At 72.3% G+C, this 20,440-nt stretch carries 18 protein-coding genes; 13 read left to right on the forward strand and 5 right to left on the reverse strand.

Features of this window, described 5'->3' with window-relative positions:
- Window positions 1-72: 72 nt before the first annotated feature.
- The 4 genes from N5875_RS12170 to N5875_RS12185 all read left to right on the forward strand — a co-directional run bounded on the left by N5875_RS12170 (window position 73) and on the right by N5875_RS12185 (window position 2,703).
- A complete protein-coding gene (locus N5875_RS12170; RefSeq protein WP_318207850.1) occupies window positions 73-711 on the forward strand; it encodes an AIM24 family protein in 639 nt (212 codons plus the stop codon).
- On the forward strand, window positions 711-1,361 hold the full coding sequence (locus N5875_RS12175; protein WP_338493548.1) for an AIM24 family protein: 651 nt from the start codon (window positions 711-713) through the stop codon (window positions 1,359-1,361). Before N5875_RS12170 ends, N5875_RS12175 begins: the two co-directional genes overlap by 1 nt.
- Entirely contained in the window at window positions 1,358-2,143 is a 786-nt protein-coding gene (locus tag N5875_RS12180; protein WP_318207851.1) for an AIM24 family protein, read from the forward strand. The genes N5875_RS12175 and N5875_RS12180 overlap by 4 nt, the downstream gene beginning before the upstream one ends.
- An 83-nt stretch (window positions 2,144-2,226) precedes the next feature.
- Window positions 2,227-2,703, forward strand: a complete 477-nt coding sequence (locus N5875_RS12185) for a MarR family transcriptional regulator (protein WP_318207852.1) — start codon at window positions 2,227-2,229, stop codon at window positions 2,701-2,703.
- A gap of 92 nt (window positions 2,704-2,795) precedes the next feature.
- Here N5875_RS12185 and N5875_RS12190 read toward each other — a convergent pair whose 3' ends face one another.
- Entirely contained in the window at window positions 2,796-4,241 is a 1,446-nt protein-coding gene (locus N5875_RS12190; RefSeq protein WP_338493551.1) for a HAMP domain-containing sensor histidine kinase, read from the reverse strand.
- On the reverse strand, window positions 4,238-4,900 hold the full coding sequence (locus N5875_RS12195; protein WP_318207854.1) for a response regulator transcription factor: 663 nt from the start codon (window positions 4,898-4,900) through the stop codon (window positions 4,238-4,240). Before N5875_RS12195 ends, N5875_RS12190 begins: the two co-directional genes overlap by 4 nt.
- A gap of 118 nt (window positions 4,901-5,018) precedes the next feature.
- Here N5875_RS12195 and N5875_RS12200 point away from each other — a divergent pair, with 118 nt between their 5' ends.
- On the forward strand, window positions 5,019-5,585 hold the full coding sequence (locus N5875_RS12200) for a PepSY domain-containing protein (protein ID WP_338493553.1): 567 nt from the start codon (window positions 5,019-5,021) through the stop codon (window positions 5,583-5,585).
- A 398-nt stretch (window positions 5,586-5,983) separates the two neighbouring features.
- On the opposite strand, the gene meaB is transcribed toward N5875_RS12200, so the two are convergent.
- Complete coding sequence (meaB, locus tag N5875_RS12205) at window positions 5,984-6,940, reverse strand: methylmalonyl Co-A mutase-associated GTPase MeaB (RefSeq protein WP_318207856.1); 957 nt, start codon at window positions 6,938-6,940, stop codon at window positions 5,984-5,986.
- A 35-nt stretch (window positions 6,941-6,975) separates the two neighbouring features.
- Window positions 6,976-8,184: an acetyl-CoA C-acetyltransferase gene (locus N5875_RS12210; protein WP_318207857.1), complete on the reverse strand. Its 1,209-nt coding sequence runs from the start codon at window positions 8,182-8,184 to the stop codon at window positions 6,976-6,978.
- Window positions 8,185-8,321: 137 nt separating this feature from the next.
- On the opposite strand from N5875_RS12210, the gene mce reads away from it, so the two are divergent.
- The 7 genes from mce to N5875_RS12245 all read left to right on the forward strand — a co-directional run bounded on the left by mce (window position 8,322) and on the right by N5875_RS12245 (window position 18,689).
- Window positions 8,322-8,774: a methylmalonyl-CoA epimerase gene (gene mce, locus N5875_RS12215; protein ID WP_318207858.1), complete on the forward strand. Its 453-nt coding sequence runs from the start codon at window positions 8,322-8,324 to the stop codon at window positions 8,772-8,774.
- Window positions 8,775-8,975: 201 nt separating this feature from the next.
- Window positions 8,976-13,478 (forward strand): polarized growth protein Scy, encoded by a 4,503-nt coding sequence (scy, locus tag N5875_RS12220; RefSeq protein ID WP_338493555.1) that lies wholly within the window; start codon window positions 8,976-8,978, stop codon window positions 13,476-13,478.
- A gap of 114 nt (window positions 13,479-13,592) precedes the next feature.
- On the forward strand, window positions 13,593-14,528 hold the full coding sequence (locus N5875_RS12225) for a cellulose-binding protein (protein ID WP_030321132.1): 936 nt from the start codon (window positions 13,593-13,595) through the stop codon (window positions 14,526-14,528).
- 153 nt (window positions 14,529-14,681) lie between these two features.
- Window positions 14,682-15,650, forward strand: a complete 969-nt coding sequence (locus N5875_RS12230) for an ATP-binding cassette domain-containing protein (RefSeq protein ID WP_318207860.1) — start codon at window positions 14,682-14,684, stop codon at window positions 15,648-15,650.
- A gap of 3 nt (window positions 15,651-15,653) precedes the next feature.
- On the forward strand, window positions 15,654-16,433 hold the full coding sequence (locus tag N5875_RS12235) for an ABC transporter permease (protein WP_318207861.1): 780 nt from the start codon (window positions 15,654-15,656) through the stop codon (window positions 16,431-16,433).
- Between the two features lie 265 nt (window positions 16,434-16,698).
- Window positions 16,699-17,853: an ATP-binding cassette domain-containing protein gene (locus N5875_RS12240; RefSeq protein WP_318207862.1), complete on the forward strand. Its 1,155-nt coding sequence runs from the start codon at window positions 16,699-16,701 to the stop codon at window positions 17,851-17,853.
- Complete coding sequence (locus N5875_RS12245) at window positions 17,850-18,689, forward strand: ABC transporter permease (RefSeq protein ID WP_318207863.1); 840 nt, start codon at window positions 17,850-17,852, stop codon at window positions 18,687-18,689. The genes N5875_RS12240 and N5875_RS12245 overlap by 4 nt, the downstream gene beginning before the upstream one ends.
- Before the next feature lie 93 nt (window positions 18,690-18,782).
- Here the strand turns inward: N5875_RS12245 and N5875_RS12250 are convergent, their stop codons facing one another.
- Window positions 18,783-19,112, reverse strand: coding sequence for an ATP/GTP-binding protein (locus N5875_RS12250; RefSeq protein ID WP_318207864.1), 330 nt, complete (start codon window positions 19,110-19,112; stop codon window positions 18,783-18,785).
- Window positions 19,113-19,311: 199 nt separating this feature from the next.
- Between N5875_RS12250 and N5875_RS12255 the strand changes: the two genes are divergently transcribed.
- A complete protein-coding gene (locus N5875_RS12255; protein ID WP_318207865.1) occupies window positions 19,312-20,346 on the forward strand; it encodes an LLM class flavin-dependent oxidoreductase in 1,035 nt (344 codons plus the stop codon).
- Window positions 20,347-20,440: the final 94 nt, after the last annotated feature.

The raw sequence follows: 20,440 nt of genomic DNA on the forward strand, positions 1-20,440 counted from the left end.
TGCACAAGGGCCCGTCCATTGTGCACGTCGACTTTGCTGTCTCTTTATCCGGGTCCCCAGTACCTTCCTTGGGTGGCAACGTTCCGACTCCAAGGCAGCAAGGTGCTCGCCGTCTCGATGACAGGCGACGCCGTCAAGGCGAAGAACGGCTCGATGGTCGCCTACGACGGCCAGATGGCGTTCAAGAAGATGAGCGGTGGCGGTGAGGGCCTGCGCGGCATGGTCACCCGTCGGCTCACGGGTGAGCAGATGGAGGTGATGGAGGTACGCGGCCAGGGGACCTGCTGGTTCGCCGACCGGGCCTCCGAGATCAACCTCGTCAGCCTGCACGGCGACAAGCTCTGGGTCGAGGCGAGCAATCTGCTCTGCACCGACGGGGGGCTGCGCACCGGCACCACCTTCACGGGCCTGCGCGGCGGGGCCACCGGCAACGGCCTGTTCACGACCACGGTCGAGGGCACCGGCCAGGCCGCGATCATGTCCGACGGCCCGGCGGTGGTGCTGCGGGTGACCCCGCAGTACCCGCTCCAGGTCGACCCCGGCGCGTACATCGCCCACCAGGGCAACCTCCAGCAGCACTTCCAGTCGGGTGTGACCTTCCGCACCTTCATGGGCGAGGGCGGCGGCGAGGCCTTCCAGATCCGCTTCGAGGGGGACGGCCTCGTGTACGTCCAGCCGAGCGAGCGGAACACGATCGGGGGCGACGTCTGATGCCGTTCCGTGAGATCAACTCGAAGATGGTCGAGGCGACCGTCATCCCCGGGCAGCGGATATTCAGCCAGCGCGGCGCGATGCTCGCGTACCGGGGCGACGTCACTTTCACGCCGAACACGGCGGGCGGCCAGGGCGGCGTGATGTCGATGATCGGCCGCCGGGTGGCCGGCGAGGCGACGCCGCTGATGACCGTCGAGGGCAACGGCACGGTGATGTTCGGGCACGGCGGTCACCACATCCAGGTGATCGGGCTGACCGGCGACACCCTGTATGTGGAGGCCGACCGTCTCCTCGCCTTCGACGGCACCCTGGAGCAGGGCACGATGTTCATGGGCTCCCAGGGCGGGGTCATGGGCATGGTCCGCGGCCAGGTGACCGGCCAGGGACTCTTCACCACCACCCTCAAGGGCCACGGTGCGGTGGCGGTCATGGCGCACGGCGGGGTCATCGAGCTGCCGATCACGCCCGGCCGCCCGGTCCATGTGGACCCGCAGGCGTACGTGGCCCACCACGGCGACGTGCGGAACAAGCTCTCCACCGCGCTCGGCTGGCGCGACATGGTGGGGCGCGGCTCGGGCGAGGCGTTCCAGCTGGAGCTGAGCGGCAGTGGTGCGGTCTACGTCCAGGCCTCGGAGGAGAAGCTGTGAGCACCCCGGTGATCCACGACCCGACGACCCTGCCGTCGGACGACAACGTGAACCCGTACACCTTCTGCGTGGAGCTCAAGGGCTCCCAGTGGTTCCTGCAGAAGGGCAAGATGATCGCCTACTACGGGCGGATCGAGTTCAACGGCATCGGACACGGGCGGCTGGACCGGCTGGTCCGGACGTCGTTCCACTCGCCGCTGCACGCGAGCGACTGGGTGGTGGCCGAGGGCAGCGGGAAGATGCTGCTGGCGGACCGGGCCTTCGACGTGAACTCGTTCGACCTGGACAACGGCAACCTGACGATCCGTTCCGGGAACCTCCTCGCGTACCAGCCGACGCTCGCGCTGAAGCAGTCGATCGTGCCGGGCTTCGTGACGCTGATCGGCACGGGCAAGTTCGTGGCCGCGTCGAACGGCCCGGTGGTCTTCATGGAGCCGCCGATGCGGGTGGACCCGCAGGCCCTGGTCGGCTGGGCGGACTGCCCCTCCCCGTGCCACCACTACGACCACGGCTACATGACGGGCGTGATGGGCGGTGTCCGGGCGCTGACGGGCATCGGCGGCACCTCGGGCGAGGAGCACCAGTTCGAGTTCGTGGGCGCGGGCACGGTCCTCCTCCAGTCGACGGAGATCCTGATGGCGGACCGCGCGATCGGCGGACCGCCGGCCCAGGCGGGCGTACCGGGCGGCCACGGATCGCCCGGTTCCGGCCAGTCTGTGCAAGGCTCGGTACCGCGTCTTCCCGGCCAGCTGGGCGACCTCCAGCGTCGCTTCGGGCTGTGAGCGGTAGTCTGCGGAGTGTGACGTCATCGAACGCACGCTCCCAGACTTCGTCAAGTATTCAACTTCTTAGGTAGAATCCATATATGGAGACCGAGACCGCCACTCCGTGGCTGACCGACGCCGAGCAGTGTGCGTGGCGCACATTCCTGGACGTCCAGAGGATGCTGACGTACCAGCTGGAGCGGGACCTCCAGCCCTTCGGACTGACGATGAACGACTACGAGATCCTCGTGAACCTCTCTGAGTCGGCGGAACGGCGGCTGCGCATGAGCGATCTGGCCGCGGCCACGCTCCAGTCGAAGAGCCGGCTCTCGCACCAGATCACCCGGATGGAGAACGCCGGACTCGTCCGGCGCGAGAACTGCGAGTCCGACCGGCGCGGGCTGTACGCGGTGCTGACCGACGCGGGCATGGACACCATGCACAAGGTCGCCCCGCACCACGTCGAGTCCGTGCGCAAGCACTTCATCGACCAGATCGGCTCGGACGCGCTCGGCGACCTGCGCGAGTCCCTGACACCGGTCGCGGACCAGCTGCGGGGTCGGCGCGGGAAGCCTTGACGGTCCGACCGGGCCCGTGACGGTCCGACCCGGGCCCGTGACGGCCCAGCCGGGCCGTCACGGGGGCCTGGCCGGGCCCCTGCCGTCCCGCCCTACCCGTCCAGGGGCAGCCACAGCTCGAAGCGTGCGCCCCGGGACGGGTCATCTCCGGCTCCTTCCGGCGCCGCCGTCACCGTGAGGTCACCGCCGTGGCGCCGGGCCACGTCACGGGCGATCGCGAGACCGAGACCTGCTCCGCCCTCGTCACGCGACCGGGCGTCGTCGAGCCGGACGAACCGCTCGAAGATCCGCTCGCGCTCGGCGACGGGCACGCCCTCCCCGTCGTCCGTGACCGCCAGGAGCGCCCGCCCGCCCTCCGCGCGGACCGTCACGGTGATCCGGGACCGGGCGTGGCGCCGGGCGTTGTCCAGCAGGTTGGTGACCAGTCGGGCCAGCTGGCCTCGGGAGCCGGTCAGCTCGACCCCCTCCTCGGCCTCCACCAGGACCTCGATCCGGTCACCGGACCGGCGGCCGCCCGCCTCCGCCCGCACCAGCTCCCCGAGGTCGATCCGCGTCCGTCCAGGACGCTCCCCCGCGTCGAGGCGCGCGAGCAGCAGCAGGTCGGTGGCGAGCTGCTGCAGGCGCACGGTGTCCTCGACGGCTCCCGGGACGTCGAGGAGCTCCGGATGGGCCGCGCCCACCTCCAGCTGGGTACGCAGCGAGGCGATGGGGCTGCGCAGTTCGTGGGAGGCGTCCGCGACGAAGCGCCGCTGCCGGTCCACGGAGGCCTCCAGGGCGGCGAGCGTCCGGTTGGTGGTGCGGGCGAGGCTCGCCACCTCGTCGCCGGTGTCCGGCTCCGGCACCCGGCGGCTCAGGTCCTCGGAGGCCGTGATGGCGGCCATCTCCCTGCGGATGTCCTCGACCGGGCGCAGGGCGCGGCGGGTCACCAGCCAGGTCACGCCCCCCACCACGAGGAGCAGCACCGGCAGGCCGATGAGCATGACCGTGGCCGCGATCCGTACGGCGTCCTGCTGGGTCTCCAGCGGGGCACCCGCGTACACGAGGACGGTCTCGCCACGGGAGTCGGTGACCTCGACCTCCGCGAAGCGGTACGCGGCCTCGTCGCCGTCCACGGTGGCCCGGCCCGAACTGTGCCAGGTGATGTCGCCCAGCTCGCCGGTCTCGGGGTCGTCGGCGTCGGACTCGTTGTCGCGGTCGGCGCCGGGCTCCTCGACGGGGGTGACGCCGGGAACGCCCGTGCCGCTGATCCTCTCCAGGTCCTCGCTCACGGCGAGCACCCGGCCGTCCCGGTCGACCACCTGCACGGGGTGGTCCGAACCGTCGGGCAGGCGCAGCCGCGGGTACGGCGTTCCGCGGGCGATCTGCGCGCCGACCTGGCGGCCCGCGCTGTCGGCCTGGGCGTCCGCCCGGTCGGCGAGGTTGTCGCGCAGCGAGAGGAGTACGGCGATGCCCGCGGCGACCAGGGCGACGGCCACGACCACGGTCGCGCCGAGCGTGGCCCTGGCGCGGACCGAGGAGAGGAACCGTCGGCCCTTCACCGCGTCTCCAGGCGGTATCCGGCGCCGCGCACCGTCCGGATCAGGGCCGGGCCGAGCTTGCGGCGCAGCGTGCTGACGTACACCTCGACGATGTTCGGGTCGCCCTCGTAGGCGAAGTCCCAGACGTGCTCCAGGATCTCGGCCTTCGACACCACCTCGCCGGCGCGCAGCGCGAGCTGTTCCAGGACGGCGAACTCCTTGGTGGTGAGCGGGACCTCGTCCTCGCCGCGGTGCACGCGGCGGGCCGCTGTGTCGACCCGCAGCTCGCCGAGGTCGAGGACCGGGGAGGCGCCCGCGCCGCGCCGGCGGCGCAGCAGCGCCCGGATCCTGGCCACCAGGACGACGTAGGAGAACGGCTTGGTGAGGTAGTCGTCGGCGCCCGTGTCGAGGCCCTCGGCCTCGTCGTACTCGCCGTCCTTGGCGGTCAGCATCAGGATCGGCACGTCGTCGCCCGCGGCGCGCAGCGCGGAGCAGACGCGGTAGCCGTTCATGCCGGGCAGCATGATGTCGAGCACGATCAGGTCGTACGCCGAACCGCTCGCCCGGTGCAGCCCTTCGAGGCCGTCGTGGACGACGTCGACGGCGTAGCCCTCGGCGGTGAGGCCCTTGGCGAGGGAGAGGGCGAGACGCTTCTCGTCCTCCACGATGAGCAGTCGCATGGGCACAAGGTTCGCAAACGGAAGCTGAAGCCGTCTTCAGGTGGCTTCAGGGTGGCTTCAGGTCGGGTTCCGCAGAGTGGTGTCCGCAGAACGAACCACCGCAGGGTTGGAGGACCCCATGAAGCGCACCCCCCTGATCGCCGCCCTCACCGCGACCGCCCTGGTCTGTGGCGGAGCCTCGGTCGCCCTCGCGGACGACCGGGCCGACCGGGCCGACCGGGACGAGGCGCGGGACGCGAAGGTGACCGCCGTGCAGGCGATCGACGCGGCGCTGAAGGCACAGCCGGGCACGGTCGTGGCCGCGGACCTGGACGACGACGGCTGGGAGGTCGAGCTCCTCGGCAAGGGCACGACCTCGTACACGGTCCATGTGGACGCCACCACGGGGAAGGTCGTCGCCGAGGAGACGGACGCGGACGACGACGAGAGCGACGACCGCGGCACGCTGAAGGGCGCGGGCGTCGACGCCCGCGAGGCCGCCGAGGCGGCCTCGGCGAAGGGCTTCGTCACGTCGCTGTCCCTGGACGACGACGACCGCTCCTGGGACGTGGAGACGGGCGACGACGCGGACTGGAACGTCGACCTGAAGACGGCGAAGGTCACGCCGGACACGGAGGCGACGAGCGCGGCGTCCGAGGCGGACGACGCGGACGACGCGGACGACGCCGCCGACCACGACGACTGACGCGCGCGCGGATCGGCCACGCCCGCGCCCCCGCCGAGTGGGCCGCGCCCGCGCCCTCGCCACCCGCCGTGTGGGCAATCGTCCCGCAGGGCGGGACGGGTGGGCACACGGGACGGCGCCCTTGGCGGCGCCTCCGCCCCTTGTGCCCTGACCCGCACCGACAAGTGCGGCGCGCACCGGGTGCGGGTCAGGGCGCGGAAGCCTAGGCCCGGCACGGGGCGCCGTCCGTTGTGCCCACCCGTTCCGCCCCAGCGGAACAGTTGCCCACAACGCGGGGGGCGGGCGGCAGCCCGCAACAGGGTGCGGGCCGTAGCCCGCGACGGGTGGGCCGGGGACGGGGCCCCGGGGACAGGGCCCCGGGTACCGGGTATCCGGCACCCGGCACCGGCCGCCGCGCGCTACTCGCCCGTCAGGCCCGCCACCAGTTCGTCCGCCGCGCGGTACGGGTCGAGGTCGCCCGCCACGATCCGGTCCGCGAGCGCGTCCAGGCGCCGGTCGCCGTGCAGATCGCCGATCCGCTCCCGCAGGGCCGTGACCGCGATGGTCTCGACCTCGCGCGCGGCACGGGCCCGGCGGCGCTCCGCCAGGACCCCGTGCTCCTCCATCCAGGCGCGGTGCTTCTCCAGGGCCTCCACGACCTCGTCGATGCCCTCGCCGCGTGCCGCGACCGTCTTGACGATCGGCGGCCGCCAGTCGCCGGGGCCGCGCGCCTCGCCCAGGCCCAGCATGTGGTTGAGCTCGCGGGCGGTGGCGTCCGCACCGTCCCGGTCGGCCTTGTTCACCACGTACACGTCGCCGATCTCCAGGATGCCCGCCTTGGCGGCCTGGATCCCGTCGCCCATGCCCGGCGCGAGCAGTACGACCGAGGTGTCGGCCTGGGAGGCGATCTCGACCTCCGACTGCCCGACGCCGACGGTCTCCACGAGGATCACCTCGCAGCCGGCCGCGTCCAGGACGCGGATGGCCTGCGGGGCGGACCAGGCGAGACCGCCCAGGTGACCGCGGGTCGCCATGGAGCGGATGTAGACGCCCGGGTCGGAGGCGTGCTCCGACATCCGGACCCGGTCGCCGAGGAGCGCCCCGCCGCTGAACGGCGAGGACGGGTCGACGGCCAGCACGCCGACGCGCTTGCCCGCCCGCCGGTAGGCGGAGACGAGCGCGGACGTCGACGTGGACTTGCCGACGCCGGGCGAGCCGGTCAGGCCCACCACGTACGCGCCGCCGGTGAGCGGCGCGAGCGTCGCCATCACCTCACGCAGCTGCGGGGACGCCCCCTCCACGAGCGAGATCAGCCGGGCCACGGCCCGCGGCCTGCCCTCCCGTGCCTGGGTGACCAGAGCGGGGACGTCCAGCATGTGCAGAGCTCCTTGCCTGACCTTGCCGAGGTGACTTACTTGCCGTTGCCGGGGACGCGCACGATCAGCGCGTCGCCCTGACCGCCACCGCCGCACAGGGCGGCCGCGCCGACGCCGCCGCCGCGCCGCCTGAGCTCCAGGGCGAGGTGCAGCACCACGCGGGCGCCGGACATGCCGATGGGGTGGCCCAGGGCGATCGCGCCACCGTTGACGTTCACCTTCTCGGGCGTAACGCCGAGGTCCTTCATTGACTGCACGGCGACCGCGGCGAAGGCCTCGTTGATCTCGATGAGGTCGAGGTCCTCGACGCCGAGGCCCTCCTTCTTGAGGGCGTGCAGGATCGCGTTGGACGGCTGCGACTGGAGCGAGTTGTCCGGGCCCGCGACGTTGCCGTGGGCGCCGATCTCGGCGATCCACTCCAAGCCCAGCTCCTCGGCCTTGGCCTTGCTCATCACGACGACGGCGGCGGCGCCGTCGGAGATCTGCGAGGAGGTGCCGGCGGTGATGGTGCCGTCCTTGGCGAAGGCCGGGCGGAGCTTGCCGAGGGACTCGGCGGTGGTCTCGGCGCGGATGCCCTCGTCCTTGGAGAAGACGACCGGCTCGCCCTTGCGCTGCGGGATCTCGACCGGGGTGATCTCGGCCTCGAAGATGCCGTTCTTCTGGGCGGCGGCGGCACGCTGGTGCGAGAGGGCCGCGATCTCGTCCTGCTCCGGGCGCTTGATGCCCAGGCGGGTGTTGTGCTTCTCCGTGGACTCGCCCATGGCGATGTTCTCGAAGGCGTCGGTCAGACCGTCGTACGCCATCGCGTCGAGCATCTCGATCGCGCCGTACTTGAAGCCCTCGCGGGACTTCGGCAGCAGGTGCGGGGCGTTGGTCATCGACTCCTGGCCGCCGGCGACGACCACGTCGAACTCACCCGCGCGGATCAGCTGGTCGGCGAGCGCGATGGCGTCGAGACCCGAGAGACACACCTTGTTGATGGTGAGCGCGGGGACGTTCATCGGGATGCCGGCCTTGACCGCGGCCTGGCGGGCGGGGATCTGGCCGGCGCCCGCCTGGAGCACCTGGCCCATGATCACGTACTGGACCTGGTCGCCGCCGATGCCCGCACGGTCGAGGGCGGCCTTGATCGCGAAGCCGCCGAGGTCCGCGCCCGAGAAGGACTTGAGCGAGCCGAGCAGGCGACCCATGGGCGTGCGGGCGCCCGCGACGATCACTGAGGTGGTACCGGTCGTTCCAGACATGAGGCACGGCCCCTAGGGATGAGGAGTGAACGAGGGTTTACCGCCAATGTACTGAGCGGCGGACCGCCGGGTCACCGGCCGGTCGGTGTGACGGCGCGCACGTTGCGTAACCACCGCGGCGGCGCTGCACTGGAGGCATGCTGACGCGAATCGACCACATCGGGATCGCCTGTTTCGACCTGGACAAGACTGTCGACTTCTACCGTGCCACGTACGGTTTCGAGGTCTTCCACTCCGAGGTCAACGAGGAGCAGGGCGTCCGCGAGGCCATGCTCAAGATCAACGACACCTCGGACGGCGGGGCCTCGTACCTCCAGCTGCTGGAGCCGACCCGGGAGGACTCGGCGGTGGGCAAGTGGCTCGCCAAGAACGGCGAGGGCGTGCACCACATCGCCTTCGGTACGGCGGATGTCGACGGCGACGCCGAGGACATCCGGTCCAAGGGCGTCCGGGTCCTCTACGACCAGCCGCGGATCGGCTCCATGGGCTCCCGGATCACCTTCCTGCACCCCAAGGACTGTCACGGCGTGCTCACGGAACTGGTCACCTCGGCAGAGCCGTCGGCTGACCACTCCTCAGCGGAGCACTGACCTCCGGATTCCTGGCCCGGTAGAGTGGGCGGCTCCGGGCCGGGGCCGGTCGGGGCCGCTCCGTGCGGCACCGTAGTCGGGATGTCGGGGTCGTCCGATCTGCCACGATTCCCCGGGGGTCCGTCCTCGACCGTGAGGACGGTGCTCGTCGGAGTTGCGAACAGGGTTGGGGTCTCCCCTGCTCGAAGAGCTCGGGGAAGGATGGACCGCGCAGTGCGGGGCTACGAACGCCAGGAGAGCCACCGAGCTGAAGACGACCATCTCGCCCGGTTCGAAGCCGAGATGGACCGGCTGAAGACCGAGCGCGAGAAGGCCGTTCAGCACGCCGAGGACCTCGGATACCAGGTCGAGGTCTTGCGTGCCAAGCTCCACGAGGCGCGGCGCACCATCGCGTCCCGGCCCGCGTACGACAGCGCGGACATCGGCTACCAGGCCGAGCAGCTCCTGCGGAACGCGCAGGCGCAGGCCGAGCAGCTGCGCCAGGACGCCGAGCGCGAGCTCCGCGACGCCCGCGCCCAGACGCAGCGCATCCTCCAGGAGCACGCCGAGCACCAGTCCCGGCTCCAGGCCGAGCTGCACAACGAGGCGGTGCAGCGCCGTCAGCAGCTGGACCAGGAACTCAACGAGCGCCGGCAGACCGTCGAGGCGCACGTCAACGAGAACGTCGCCTGGGCCGAGCAGCTCCGCGCCCGTACGGAGTCCCAGGCCCGCCGTCTCCTTGAGGAGTCCCGCGCGGAGGCCGAGCAGGCGCTCGCCGCCGCCCGCGCCGAGGCCACCCGGCTCGCCGAGGAGACCAGCCGGCGCGTCGGCGCCGAGGCCGAGGCCGCCCGTGCCGAGGCCGAAGCGATTCTGCTGCGCGCCCGCAAGGATGCCGAGCGGCTCCTCGGCGCCGCCTCCAGCCAGGCGCAGGAGGCCACCAGCCACGCCGAGCAGCTCCGCTCGACCACCACCGCCGAGACGGACCAGGCCCGCCGTCAGGCCACCGAGCTCTCCCGCGCCGCCGAGCAGCGCATGCAGGAGGCCGAGGAGCGGCTGCGCGTCGCGCGCGCGGAGGCCGAGAAGGCCCTCGCCGAGGCCAAGGACGCCGCCGCCAAGCAGCTCGCCACCGCCGAGTCGGTCAACGAGCAGCGCACCCGCACCGCGAAGACGGAGATCGCCCGGCTGGTCGGCGAGGCCACCAAGGACGCCGAGGCGCTCAAGGCCGAGGCCGCGGAGAAGCTGCGCGAGGCGACCGCCGAGGCGGAGAAGCTCGTCGCCGAGGCCTCGGAGAAGGCCCGTACCGTCGCTGCCGAGGACTCCGCCGCCGCGCTCGCCAAGGCCGCGCGCAATGCCGAGGAGATCCTCACCAAGGCGTCCGCCGACGCCCGGGAGACCACCCGCAAGGCCTCCGAGGAGGCCGAGCGGATCCGCCGCGAGACCGAGGCGGAGATCGACCGGCTGCGCTCCCAGGCCGAGGAGCAGGCCGACGAGCTGCTCGGTTCGGCCAAGGACGACACCAAGGAGTACCGCGCCAAGACGGTCGAGCTGCAGGAGGAGGCCCGCCGGCTGCGCGGCGAGGCCGAGCAGCTGCGCGCCGAGGCCATCGCGGAGGGCGAGCGGATCCGCGGCGAGGCCCGCCGCGAGGCCGTCCAGCAGATCGAGGAGGCGGCCAGCAGCGCCGAGGAGCTCCTCACCAAGGCCCGTACCGACGCCGACGAGCTGCGGACGAAGGCCGGTGCCGAGAGCGAGCGGGTCAAGTCGGAGGCCATGGAGCGCGCCCAGACGCTCCGGACGCAGGCCGAGGAGACCCTGGAGCGGACCCGCGCCGAGGCCGAGCGGCTGCGCGTCGAGGCCGAGGAGCAGGCCGAGGCCGTCAAGGCGGCGGCCGAGGAGGCCGCGGCCGGGCTGCGCGCGGACGCCGAGCGGGCCGCCGAGGCCCGCCGCGCGGAGGCCGCCGAGGAGCTGACCCGGCTGCACACCGACGCCGAGGCGAAGGTCGCGGCGGCCGGGGAGGAGCTCACCGACGCGCGTGCCGAGGGCGAGCTGATCCGGCGCGAGGCCGCCGAGGAGACGGAGCGGCTGCGGACCGAGGCCGCCGAGCGCATCCGTACGCTCCAGGAGCAGGCCGAGCAGGAGGCCGAGCGGCTGCGCGCCGAGGCCGCGTCGGACGCGTCCACCACGCGTACCGAGGCCGAGACCGCGGCGGGACGGCTCCGTACGGAGGCGGCCGAGGAGGCCGAGCGGCTGCGGTCGGAGGCCCAGGAGACCGCCGACCGGGTACGGGCCGAGGCCGCCGCCGCGGCCGAGCGGGTGGCCACCGAGGCCGCCGAGGCGCTGGCCGCCGCGCAGGAGGAGGCCGTCCGGCGTCGCCGGGAGGCCGATGAGACGCTCGAGTCGGCGCGTTCCGAGGCCGGCCGGGAGCGCGAGCACGCCCGCGAGCAGTCCGAGGAGCTCCTCGCCGCCGCCCGCAAGCGCGTCGAGGACGCGCAGGTCGAGGCGCAGCGCCTGGTCGAGGAGGCGGACGCGCGGGCGACCGAGATGGTCACCACGGCCTCGCGAGCCGCCCAGGAGGTACGGGACTCGGTGGCGGGTCTGCGCGAGCAGGCCGAGGAGGAGATCGCCGGGCTGCGCAGCGCCGCCGAGCACGCGGCGGAGCGGACGCGCTCGGAGGCGCAGGAGGAGGCGGACCGGGTCCGCGCCGACGCGTACGAGGAGCGGGAGCGGGCGTCCGAGGACGCCGCCCGCACGCGGACGCGTGCGCAGGAGGAGACGGACGCCGCGAAGGCACTGGCCGAGCGGACGGTCTCCGACGCGATCGCCGAGTCGGAGAAGCTGCGGTCGGACACCGCCGAGTACGCGCAGCGGGTACGGACCGAGGTGACGGATTCGCTCGCCGCCTCCGAGCAGGACGCGGCCCGCACCCGGGCCGACGCCCGCGAGGACGCGAACCGGATCCGTTCGGAGGCCGCCGAGCGCGCCGAGTCGGTCGTCGGTGAGGCCCGTACGGAGGCGGACCGGATCGCCGCCGAGGCGGAGCAGATCCTGGACGAGGCCCGTCAGGCGGCGGACAAGCGCCGCAGCGACGCCGCCGAACAGGCCGACGCCCTCCTCGCGGAGGCCACTTCGGAGGCCGAGCGGCTCACCCGCGAGACGGCCGCCGAGGCCGAACGGCTCACCGCCGAGGCGGTCGAGCTCATGGAGACCGCCGAGCAGGACGCCCGACGCCTCCGCACCGAGGCCGAACAGGTCAAGGCCGACGGGGAGGCGCACGCGGAGGCGCTGCGGGCGGCCGCGGTCGCCGACGGCGAGCAGGTCCTCGACGAGGCACGCAAGGCAGCCGACAAGCGCCGCAGCGACGCCGCCGAACAGGCCGACGCCCTCCTCGCGGAGGCGACCTCGGAGGCCGAGCGGCTCACCCGCGAGACGGCCGCCGAGGCCGAACGGCTCACCGCCGAGGCGGTCGAGCTCATGGAGACCGCCGAGCAGGACGCCCGACGCCTCCGCACCGAGGCCGAACAGGTCAAGATCGACGGGGAGGCGCACGCGCAGGCCCTGCGGACCGCCGCCCTGGCCGACGGCGAGCAGGTCCTCGACGAGGCACGCAAGGCAGCCGACAAGCGCCGCAGCGACGCCGCCGAACAGGCCGACGCCCTCCTCGCGGAGGCCACTTCGGAGGCCGAGCGGCTCACCCGCGAGGCGACCGCCGAGGCCGAGCGGCTCACCCGTGAGGCCGGCGAACTCGCCGATTCCGTCACGGCGGAGGCGCGCGCGACGGCCGAGGCGACCGTGGGCTCCGCCCAGCAGGACGCCGAGCGGATCCGTAGCGAGTCGGAGCGGCTCAAGGCCGATGCCGAGGCGGCGGCCGAGCAGATGCGCTCGGAGGCCCGCGAGGAGGCGGACCGGACGCTCGACGAGGCGCGGGAGGCCGGTGCCCGGAAGCGTTCGGACGCGGCCGAGCAGGCCGACCAGCTCATCGGCAAGGCCCAGGAGGAGGCGCTGCGCGCCACCACCGAGGCCGAGTCGCAGGCCGACATGATGGTCGGCGCGGCCCGCAAGGAGGCCGAGCGGATCGTCGCCGAGGCGACCGTCGAGGGCAACTCGCTGGTGGAGAAGGCCCGTACGGACGCGGACGAACTCCTGGTCGGGGCACGCGGCGACGCGACGGCCGTAAGGGAGCGGGCCGAGGAGCTGCGGGGCCGGATCGAGGGCGAGATCGAGGAACTGCACGAGCGGGCGCGCCGCGAGAGCGCCGAGCAGATGAAGACGGCGGGCGAGCGGGTCGACAACCTGATGAAGGCCGCGACGGAACAGCGCGCCGAGGCCGACGAGAAGGCCAAGGAGCTGGTCTCCGAGGCGAGTTCGGAAGCGAGCAAGGTCCGTATCGCCGCGGTCCGCAAGGCCGAGGCGCTCCTCAAGGAGGCCGAGCAGAAGAAGGCCTCGCTCGTCGCCGAGGCCGAGGGCATCAAGGCCGAGGCCGAACGGGCTCTGGCGGAGGCGCGGGCCGAGGCCGAGAAGACGATCGAGGAAGGTCAGCGCGAACTGGAGGTGCTGGTGCGGCGCCGCAAGGACATCAATGCGGAGATCTCCCGTGTCCAGGACGTGCTGGAGGCGTTGGAGTCTTTCGAGACTCCGTCCGCCGGCCCGAAGTCCGCCGGGGCAGTGGGTGCCAAGGCGGGCGCTTCAGCGGGGTCCACTCGTTCGAGTGGCAAGTCCCAGGACGGGTAGCCACTCAAAAGGCTGGACATTCTCCAGATCAAACGGGCATACGCTCGATGACACGCCGCTTCGGCCCCTAGGATTCCCTCTAACACCTCACCGGTCTCATTCGACAGGAAACCCATGAGCGACACATCCTCCCCCTTCGGCTTCGAGCTCGTGCGGCGCGGTTACGACCGCGGTCAGGTGGACGACCGCATTACCAAGCTCGTGTCCGACCGCGACAGTGCGCTGTCCCGCATCACCTCCCTGGAGAAGCGCATCGAGGAACTCCACCTCGAGACGCAGAACGCCCAGGCGCAGGTCACCGACGCCGAGCCGTCGTACGCGGGGCTCGGCGCCCGGGTCGAGAAGATCCTCCGGCTTGCCGAGGAGGAGGCGAAGGACCTGCGTGAGGAGGCCCGTCGCGCCGCCGAACAGCACCGCGAGCTGGCCGAGTCGGCCGCCCAGCAGGTGCGCAACGACGCGGAGTCCTTCGCGGCCGAGCGCAAGTCGAAGGCCGAGGACGAGGGCGTCCGCATCGTCGAGAAGGCGCAGGGCGAGGCCAACACGCTGCGCGCCGAGGCGCAGAAGGACGCGCAGTCGAAGCGCGAGGAGGCGGACGCCCTCTTCGAGGAGACCCGCGCCAAGGCCGCCCAGGCCGCCGCGGACTTCGAGACCAACCTGGCCAAGCGCCGCGAGCAGTCGGAGCGCGACCTGGCCTCGCGTCAGGCCAAGGCCGAGAAGCGCCTCGCGGAGATCGAGCACCGCGCCGAGCAGCTCCGTCTGGAGGCCGAGAAGCTGCGTACGGACGCGGAGCGCCGGGCCCGTCAGACGGTGGAGACCGCGCAGCGCCAGGCCGAGGACATCGTGGCCGACGCGAACGCCAAGGCCGACCGGATCCGCAGCGAATCGGAGCGCGAGCTCGCGGCGCTGACGAACCGCCGGGACTCGATCAACGCGCAGCTGACCAACGTCCGCGAGATGCTGGCGACGCTGACCGGTGCCGCGGTGGCGGCGGCCGGCTCCCCGATCGACGACGAGCGCCCGGCCGGCGTCCCGGCCCAGCAGTCCCGCTGACGCCCGCCCGCCCCGCGTACGGCCGCCCCCCGTACGGCCGTCCGTGGAGTGGCCGTCGATCTGACGCACTGCCGGTAACGAGTTCGTAGCGTTCCCCAGAACCCCCTGTCATTCCGGTGGCGGGGGGTTTTGCGCACCCTTAGGTTGGGACGCATGATCGAGCTTGAGGGCCTGACCAAGCGATACGGGGCGAAGACCGCGGTCGACCATCTCTCCTTCCAGGTACGTCCTGGGGTGATCACGGGCTTCCTCGGGCCCAACGGGGCGGGCAAGTCCACGACGATGCGGATGATGCTGGACCTGGACAACCCGACGAGCGGGACGGTCCGGATCGACGGCAAGCACTACCGCGAGCTCCAGGAGCCGCTGAAGTACATCGGGGCGCTGCTCGACGCCAAGGCCATGAACGGCGGCCGCTCCGCGTACAACAACCTGCTGTGCCTCGCGCAGTCGAACCGCATCCCGGAGCGCCGGGTGGGCGAGGTGCTGGACCTGGTGGGTCTGACGCCGGTCGCGCGGAAGAAGTCGAAAGGTTTCTCCCTCGGTATGGGGCAGCGGCTCGGCATCGCGTCGGCGCTGCTCGGCGATCCCGAGATCCTGATGTTCGACGAACCCGTCAATGGTCTGGACCCCGAGGGAATTCACTGGATCCGCAATCTGATGAAGGCGTTGGCGGCCGAAGGCCGGACGATCTTCGTTTCCAGCCATCTGATGAGTGAAATGGCCCTGACAGCCGATCATCTGATCGTGATCGGACAGGGAAAGCTGCTGGCCGACACGTCGATGGCGGATTTCATCCAGGAGAATTCCCGGAGTTACGTACGGCTGCGTTCTCCGCAGCAGGAGCGGCTCCGGGACCTCTTGCACACGCACGGGTTCATCGCGGTCGAGGCGGGCAACGGCACCCTGGAGGTGGACGGGGCGACGACCGAGAAGCTGGGTGAACTCGCCGCCGAGAACGGTCTCGTGCTGCACGAGCTGAGCTCCCAGCGCGCCTCCCTCGAAGAGGCCTTCATGCAGATGACGGCAGGTGCGGTGGAGTACCACGCGCACGGCACCGATGTACACGGTGGCGCCCCGGCGCCCGGCCCCCAGTGGGGCACGACCTCCCAGGGAGCCTGAACGATGGCAGCGGTAACCGCGGTCCTGCAGTCCGAGTGGACCAAGATCCGGACGGTGTCGTCGACCGTCTGGACGCTGGCGAGCGCCCTCATCGTCACGGTGGCGATCGGCGCGGCGCTGTCCGCCGTGTTCAACTCCACCTTCGACGACCTCAGCGAGGTCGAGCGGCTCACCTTCGACCCGACCCTGGTGAGCTTCTTCGGGATGACCCTGGGGCAGCTGGCGATGGTGGTCTTCGGTGTCCTGGTGGTGGGGACCGAGTACTCCTCGGGCATGATCCGCACCTCGCTGGCGGCCGTGCCGCAGCGGGCGACCTTCCTCTTCGCGAAGGTCACGGTGGCGGGCGGGCTCGCGTTCGCCGTGGGTCTCGCGACGAGCTTCCTCTCCTTCTTCCTGGGGCAGGCACTGCTCGGCGAGCACCGGGCCTCGATCGGTGACGACAACGTGCTGCGGGCGGTCATCGGCGGCGGGCTCTACATGGGTCTGATCGCGCTGTTCTCCATGGGCGTGGCGGCGATGCTGCGCTCGTCGATGCTCTCGCTCGGCATCCTGATGCCGTTCTTCTTCCTGGTCTCGCAGATCCTGGCGGCCGTGCCGAAGGCCAAGGAGGTGGCCCGCTACTTCCCCGACCAGGCCGGCTCGAAGATCATGCAGGTCGTCCCGGACGCCATGAACACGGAGGAGGCTCCGTACGGTCCGTGGGCCGGGCTCGGGATCATGGTGCTCTGGGTGGTGGCCGCGCTGGCCGGCGGTTATCTGGTGATGAAGAAGCGGGACGCCTGAGCCCGGACGGGCCCAGGGCCTGACCACGCCTGAGCCCGTCCGGGCCCAGGGCCTGACCGCGCCTGAGCCCGGACGGGCCCATGGCCTGACCCAGAGGCAGGCCCTAGGGGGAACCCTGACCTTCCCCCGGAGACTGCCCGGAGGTCGTCTCCGCTTCGCCGGAACCGTCAATGGCTGGATAAGCTCCTAGCTCATACGGGGGGCTCCGGCCGACGGCCGCCACGCCCCGACCATGGTGCGACCGACCTGTCGATGGGGCTGGAGAATGATCGAGGCAGTCGGCCTGACGAAGCGCTACGGCGCCAAGACGGCCGTGTACAACCTTTCCTTCCAGGTGAGGCCCGGTGTCGTCACCGGGTTCCTGGGGCCCAACGGGTCCGGCAAGTCGACCACGATGCGCATGATCCTGGGTCTCGACCAGCCGTCCGCGGGCCATGTCACGATCGGCGGCCACCCCTTCCGGCAGCTGCCGAACGCGCCCCGCCAGGTCGGCGCGCTCCTCGACGCGAAGGCCGTGCACGGCGGGCGGAGCGCGCGCAGCCATCTGCTGTCGCTCGCGCAGCTCGCCGGCATCCCGGCGCAGCGCGTCGACGAGGTCCTCGGGGTCGTCGGCCTCCAGGACGTGGCCAAGCGGCGTTCCAAGGGCTTCTCGCTCGGCATGGGCCAGCGGCTCGGCATCGCGGCGGCGCTCCTGGGCGACCCGCAGGTGCTGCTCTTCGACGAGCCGGTGAACGGCCTGGACCCGGAGGGCATCCTCTGGGTCCGCAACCTGATGAAGAAGCTGGCCGCCGAGGGGCGGACGGTCTTCGTCTCCAGCCACCTCATGAGCGAGATGGCCCTCACCGCCGATCATCTGATCGTGATCGGCCGCGGGCAGCTGCTCGCGGACATGAGCGTCAAGGACTTCATCTCGGCGAACTCCGCCGACTTCGCCCGGGTGCGGACGCCGCACACGGAGCCGGGGCAGCGGGAGAAGCTGACGGCGGCCCTGATGGAGGCCGGCGGCCAGGTGATGTCGGAGCCGGACGGCGCGCTGCGGGTGACGGGCCTGCCGCTGCCGCGGATCAGCGACCTCGCGCACGACGCGGACGTACGGCTCTGGGAGCTGTCCCCGCACCAGGCGTCCCTGGAGGAGGCGTACATGCGCCTGACGCAGGGCGCCGTGGACTACCGCTCCACCGACGACCGGCTCGCGCACCTCCAGCCGCCGCTGCAGCCCGGCCACCAGGGGTACGGCATGCCGCCGCAGCCGGTGGTGCAGGACGTGCCGCAGCAGGGCTGGTACGCCCCGCCGCCGCCCGGACAGAACCCGTACGCCGGGGCTCCCGGCCAGCAGCCCGCGCCGGGTCCGTACGCCCCTCCGGCCGCCCAGCGGCCGGCCGCCCCCCAGCCGAGCGACACCACCAAGGACGCCCGATGACCGCCCCCGCCCAGCACCACGCTCCGGCGCCGCACTCCTACGTCTCCCCCATCCCGGTCCGCAGGGCGCACCTCGGTGACGCGCTCACCTCCGAGTGGACGAAGATCCGCTCGGTGCGTTCGACGCTGTGGACGCTCGGAGTCATGGTCCTGCTGATGCTGGCCATCGGCCTGGGGGTGGCGGCGATCGCCGCCAACGCCGGCGAGCAGGGCCTGGGTGACGAGTCGGCGCTCGGCTTCGGCTTCTTCGGGATGCTGCCGGCCTCGATCTGTGTGATCACGCTCGGGGTGCTGACGATCGCCTCCGAGTACGGCACCGGCATGATCCGTACGACGCTGACGGCCTGCCCGAGCCGCGCCCGGGTGCTGACGGCGAAGGCGATCGTCTTCTTCCTGCTCGTCTTCACGGTGACCACCGTGGTCGCCGCGCTCGTGGGCGCGGTGCAGGTCGCCCTCGTGGACGCGGCGGACACGCCGACGACGAGCGAGTGGCTGCGGGCGACGGTCGGCGCGGGCGGCTACCTGGCCATGCTGGGACTGCTGTCCCTGGCGCTCGGCACGCTGATCCGGCACTCGGCCGGTGCGATCACGGTGATGATCGGTCTGCTGCTGCTGCCGCTGGTGGCGGCGCTGTTCATGTTCTCCGAGGCGCTGAGGTCCGTGCAGGAGTGGCTCCTGACGTACGCGATCCCCTCGCAGATGATCTCGCTGTACGCGGCGCAGCCGCCGTTCGGGGACAAGGGCCCGTCGGGGTGGGAGCCGCTGCTGATCATGACCGGGGTCGCCGGGATCGCGCTGGCCGGCGCGTACGCCCTGCTGAACAGCCGGGACGTGTAGGCCGGCCCCCGGCCCCCTCGGCCCGGCTTCCGGCCCGGCCCCCTGCCTGGCTTCCCGCCTGGCTTCCGGCCCGGCTCCTGCCTGGCTTCCGGCTCAGTACTTCGGCGCGTTCCGGGACCGCTGCACCCTGCTGGTGCGGCGGTCCTTCGCGTTCCAGCAGGCCTTGTGCCAGTGCCGCCGGTCGTCCACTCCCCCGTACTCCGGCCAGGCGACCACGTGCGGGGCGCCGCCGGGGATCTCCTGGTCGCAACCGGGGCAGCGGTAGCGCTTGCCGGGCGCGCTCGCCCCGGCGACGAGGCGGACGTACCACTCCTCGCCCTGCCAGGTCTCGGTGCGCTGCACGCCGCCGTACCGGTCGCCGTGGTCACCCTGCGGCTGCTCGGGCTTCTCGCCGCCTCGGGAACGGTTGTGGCGCGGGGACACGGGCACACCTCACGGGGTCTGGGAACACGGACCGTTCTCTCAAGCCTACGGGCCGCGATGTGGTGCCCCGGGCCCCGTCCGCGACGGCTTAGCCGAAAATCGCAAGAACTTCATGAACGGCCGTTGCCTTTGGCACGTGTCAGACGTTGGTGCCAGTGCGAGGGGAGTTACGCGTCGGCCGCAGAGGAGGCACAAGGCGATGCGCGTGGGTACGTTCGTTCTGGCGGCTCAGTTCCCGGGCCAGGGACAGGGTGAGGCCCTGCACCGGGCGGTGCGGACCGCGGAGGTGGCCGAGGAGGCGGGCCTCGACTCGGTCTGGCTGGCCGAGCACCACTTCGTGCCGTACGGGGTCTGCCCCTCGGCCGTGACACTGGCCGCGCTGCTCCTGGGCCGCACACGACGGCTGCGGGTGGGCACGGCGGTGAGTGTGCTGCCGAACGTCCACCCGGTCGCCCTGGGCGAGCAGGCGGCGCTGCTGCACCTCACCTCGGGGGGCAGGTTCACCCTGGGGGTGGGCCGGGGCGGCCCCTGGGTCGACCTGGAGGTGTTCGGCGCGGGCCTCGGCGCGTACGAGAAGGGCTTCCCCGAATCGCTGGACCTGCTGCTGCGGTGGCTCTCCGAGCCCCGTGTGGGCGCCGAGGGAGAACGATTCGCCTTCCGCGAGGTACCGGTGGTGCCCCGCGCCGACGAGCTGATCGGCGGCGACCCGGCCCCCGAGGTCGTGGTGGCCTGCACGTCGCCGAGGAGCGTACGGCTGGCCGCCGAGCGCGGGCTGCCGATGCTGCTCGGGATGCACTGCGGGGACGAGGAGAAGGCCGAGATGGTCACGGCCTGGGCGCGCTGCGCGCGGGAGGCCGGGCGGGACCCGGACGAGATCGCGCGGATCGGAGCCCAGCACGTCTCGGCGGGCGTGGCCCAGCTCGCGGACCGGGGCGCGGACGCGGCCGAGGCGCTGGTGAAGGCGATGCCGGGCTGGCTGAAGCAGGGCCTCGACGCGCATGTGACGGTCGACGGCCGGCACCGGGCGATGCGGGACCCCGTGGCGTACACGGAGCTGCTGTGCGGGCTGCACCCGGTGGGCACGCCCCGGCGCGCGGCGGACCGGCTGGCGGCGACGGCGGAGCGCACGGGCATCACCCGCTTCGCCCTGCTCGCCGAGGGCACGGGCGACCTGGCGTCGACCGAGGAGAACGTGCGACGGCTCGGCGCCGACGTCCTGCCGCTGCTCGTCTGACCGTACGGACGGAAGTGCGATCCGTACGGGCGGCGGCGCGATCCGTACGGACGGGGGCTCTGTCCGTACGGACGGGGGCGGGACCGTCCGTACG

The sequence above is a fragment of the Streptomyces sp. SJL17-4 genome (genome assembly GCF_036826855.1).
GTDB lineage: Bacteria > Actinomycetota > Actinomycetes > Streptomycetales > Streptomycetaceae > Streptomyces.